The organism is Sphingobium estronivorans (assembly GCF_008692605.1).
GTDB lineage: Bacteria > Pseudomonadota > Alphaproteobacteria > Sphingomonadales > Sphingomonadaceae > Sphingobium > Sphingobium estronivorans.
In genome coordinates, this window is the sequence record NZ_LFCT01000052.1 from 1 (window position 1) to 4,187 (window position 4,187).

The 4,187-nt window shown below is 58.7% G+C and carries 3 protein-coding genes; all 3 read right to left on the reverse strand.

Going from position 1 to position 4,187, the window contains the following annotated elements:
- Positions 1-344: 344 nt before the first annotated feature.
- From F7P65_RS22675 to F7P65_RS21705, 3 genes are read right to left on the reverse strand one after another with little or no spacing between them, the layout of a single operon-like run.
- Positions 345-1,475, reverse strand: coding sequence for a TniQ family protein (locus F7P65_RS22675; protein WP_128830732.1), 1,131 nt, complete (start codon positions 1,473-1,475; stop codon positions 345-347).
- 9 nt (positions 1,476-1,484) lie between these two features.
- Positions 1,485-2,402 carry a TniB family NTP-binding protein gene (locus F7P65_RS21700; protein WP_025548959.1) on the reverse strand — a complete coding sequence of 306 codons (918 nt, stop codon included), beginning with the start codon at positions 2,400-2,402 and terminating at the stop codon, positions 1,485-1,487.
- Positions 2,399-4,084, reverse strand: a complete 1,686-nt coding sequence (locus F7P65_RS21705) for a Mu transposase C-terminal domain-containing protein (protein ID WP_128830731.1) — start codon at positions 4,082-4,084, stop codon at positions 2,399-2,401. Before F7P65_RS21705 ends, F7P65_RS21700 begins: the two co-directional genes overlap by 4 nt.
- Positions 4,085-4,187 lie beyond the last annotated feature (103 nt).

The window sequence follows — 4,187 nt, forward strand, 5'->3', positions numbered from 1 at the left end:
GATAATAAGAATTATGTTAAATATCAATATCTTATAAGAATATCAGTCCCGATGTCGATTCCCGAAGATCGGTGGACTCCGACTGTTTCGAGATTGATTTACCCGAGATCACTGGACAAAAATTACCCAAGATCGGTGGATATTTCCCTGAGATCGGTGGACTCGTCTGGCCTGCTGTTCCTTTATTCATGAGAGGACTCGCACTGCTACATTACCACGAACTCCCGGTTTCCGGCCATAGCGTAAGAGCGTGACCGGTGAATTCGACACAGCGCCTGATCACTGAAATTCAACTGTCCAGCAGATAGATGAAAGTGCCGCCTGACTGAAAACCGGTTTTTGCTTCAGTACAGGCCTGTGACCCCAGCGCGATATCGGGCGCGCAGCCGCGGTGGCCAATGCGTTGCTCGCCGATACAATCCATGCCGATAGGCTGGGCGGATGAAATGGATCAGCCATTCCAGTGACCCGCTCCATTGCCGAAATTCTTCGAGGATCGGTCTTTCTTCCAGGCGTTGATCACTCGCCATAACGGCGCAGACATTTGCGTCCCCAATCACCGCCAGAACCGCCGCGATGACCTGTCTGCGCCAATCGGCTGAGAGGCCGCACAGTTTGTGGTGCACGTTCGGAAGATGGAGCCGGGGTCGATAATGGGAGCATGTATCAAAGGCATCGAGCGGAACGTCGCCCCTATGACCGGACGCCGCGCAAAGAACATCGGCAATGTCGCTGACCGCAGCCAGCAATTCAGCCGGCTTGGCCGCGCCGCACCACCTGACGCCCACCGGCTGCCCGGATAGCGCCGCCATTAAATCCTGTTCGAAGGAAAGCTGGACACTCGCGGCAGCGAATGTCCGCAGCGGCTCTTGCCTCGACCGCCGCCTCCCCTGTCCAGCCAGGAGGAGTCCGCATTGGCTGCAGCAAAGCCGGCTTTCCTTACCACTCGCGACATGAACAGGTCGCTCACGGGAACCGCATAGGCAATGATTGAGAAGCGGCCGTTGGTGACGCGCACATAGGGTTACAGGGGCAAAGCACCATTCCATCCGGAGGAAGTCCTGACCGGTCTGCTTATGGCTCTCCGTCAGGCAGTCGGGACACCACGCCCATGCGAACTGCGATGCCCGTGGTTCGCCGTCACCGGCAACGGCGAGACAGTTGGGCCAGCTAAACCAGAATACTGGTACAAGAGGAAAACGCTGCGCCGCGTCACAGGATGCAACGACGGTAGAATGAAGATGGGTTGCTTCAGCAATACAGAGTTGATGGGGAAGCGACATTCCCCAATCGATGGCTGCGCCATCACTCCACTCCGCTTCCTGCTTGGACGACAGCAACAATGTGAACAGTGGTTCCGGTTCACAGTCATATCGGCAAGCCACGCGCGAAAGCCAGGATGACATGATTTCATCCGGGCATGGTCGTGGCGCGAACGGCAACGCCAGACTTTGTTTCGCCTGTAGGCCGGCCACGATCTCGCGCTATCCGGCCACCGGTATATGCCTCGCTCGACCGTGGCGCTGCATCGACGCCAGCGGAGGTACGAGCAGTTCGTCGGCAAAGGTTTCCTCGTCCATGAATTCGCGGCCGCTCAAGACGGCCGCGACCGCCGCCTCCTCGACCAATCGGAATATTCGTCCGGTAATCCCTCCGCTTAGATCCATGAGTCGCCGTCTCACCCCACGGCTCTCCAGATCAGAGGCATGGCGCAGCGGGCGCGTCGAACCGAGGCAACGCAACAGGAAAACGAAACTCTCGTCGTCCCGCCACGGAGACAGCTCGAGCGCATCGAACCGGTCCGCGAGATGCTGATCGAACAGCAGCGCGCGGTGCGCTTCGGGCGTGCCGGCACAGACGATCGGCAAGGCAAGCTCATTGGTCATGAAGCGGATGAGGTTGAGAAACAGCCGTTGCTGGCGCGACGTCCCAGCCAGGAGATTGTTCATCTCATCGATAATGAGAACCCGGGTATCCAATTCGCCCAAAAGCCGGAGGCACAGGCGCTCGGCGTCCCGTTTGGTCATGCCGCCCCGAACCGGGACGCCCATGGCGCGCAGCATCTGCTCGTAGAAATCCTGTTCCAGCGGCTCTCTGGGCATCTGGAAGGCTACAACGGGCATGGTCGTGCTGCCTTCGGTCTCGTTGAAGGTCGGAGGATGGGCGTTGCAAAATCGGGCGATCGCCATCGATTTGCCCATGCCGCTGCGTCCATAGACCAGCAGGCACGGCATACGCGGTCGCTTGGGATAGGCAAGGAGCGCTTCGAGGCGCTGCACGATTGCCGCCGCCTTCGGGAAGCCCACCCAGCGTTCCGTCCGAATCCATGCGATCCGTTTCTCATCTGATACCAGAGCATTGGCGCGGAAATCCGGGTGGAGATGGGTAAGCTCGTCTGTCACGACCAGTTCTCCATGGGGTAAGGCAGGTAAGGATCGCTGGTCAAAGGCGCCTGCCGGTCGACCAGGTCAGCAGGCGCTTTGGTTGTCGTGATAATGGGCGCATCGTCCCGCGGCATACGTCTCGCCGCTTTCCGCGCCGTCTTGGTGCGTGCAGTTGCCATCGCTACGATGGCACGCTGCGCTTCGATAGACGCGAAAATCTGCCCCTCATCAACCGATCGCCGCCCTTCTTCGTGCAACTCGGCCAAAGCGCGCTTTTGTTCCCAATGACTGATCGCGGGTCGCGAAAGATCGGCATAGGGAATCGGCAGATGTTGGCCATCCGGCGCCTGCAGGAAGACGCAGGAGAGGTTCCGCGGGTCATATTTGATGAGCATTTGGAGTCCCTCCCCCACCCAGGATGAAAGGACATTGTCCCAATAGCGGATGTGGAACAGCCGAACGCCATCGCGCCTGACTTTCCGCATTTCGAATGGCAGAAAGTCGAGGAGAAACTGATCGAAGTCCGCGGGATGGCGGATTGGGTCCGGTTGGCGCTGCACCGCCCTCTCCCACGCGCTCGCGGGCGTGAGTTGAAGCGCGGAATGCAGGCTGCAATGATAGACGCCCGCAATCTGTAGGGCGATCCAGCTCTCCAGTTCGGCAAGCGTCATGGCAGCGTGACGCTCTGGGTCATAATCGCCTTTTTCCGCTATGTTTGAAAAGGTTGTCCCTGGAAGCAAATGCACGGCGCCCATCATCGTGCCGATCAGTCGTTCGATATGCCCGCCATAATGGGGCGTGGCCGGCGGTCGAAAGATCTGCTCGATGCCGTGCTCGGTACAGCCACGAGCCAAAGCGCGCGAGTGAAATTCGCGCGCATTGTCCATGTGGAGGCAATCGGGAATGCCTGAAACCTCCCAAGAAACGTCTATGCTGCGCTCCTCAAGCCAGGCTTTCTTGGGAAGCACGGCGTGACGCAATGCCATGGCAACCGAGGTGGCCGACGGCGAATCCATCGTCAGATAAAAGCCGGTTACGACACGGCTCGCGACATCAACCGCGATCGTCAGCCATGGCCTTCCCAGTGGAAGCCTGTTCCGTTCATCGACGACAATCTGATCAACCAGCGTGTGATCAATCTGGACAATCTGCAGAGCATGTTCAGCACCATAGTGGGCTCGCACCGGGCGAAATCCATCGTCCGCTGCCTTGCGTCCCTTCCGTCTCCGAATAACATGCGCGCGGCGAAGGCGCATGACGCGCACCTCGACCGCATGACGTGACGGCTTGCTTACGCCGCGGGCCGCACATTCATGGGCAATTTTTCGCCACAGATCGCTGATGTTGGGCTGCTGGTCGGTTAGGAAAAAACTCTCGATCATCCCATTGATCAGAGCGTCGACTTCAGGGCCAAGCCGGGAAAATCCGCAGGTTGGTCCGGGCCGGCTATCGACGAGACTGCTAGCCACTGAGCGGGTGCGATATTGCTTCACGAGAGCATAGAGGCGAGTTCGACCCAGCGAAAGTTCATCCATTGCCAGTCGCAGATCGGCGTCGGGAATGCGGGCCATTGCGGCCAGATTCCTGATAACAGGTTCGCGCTCAGCTGCCCGGCTCCATGCCGGTTCTGCAACACCGTGAAGGTCTGCCCTCTGACGCACCATCACGACTTCCCCAGCTGGACGAATCGCGATGAACATTGTCCACCGATCTCGGGTAAAAATCCACCGATCTTAGGGAATCTCGTGCCCGTAAAATCGCGGAAATCCGTGCGGTGCTGTTCACCGAACTAGGGAATCGACA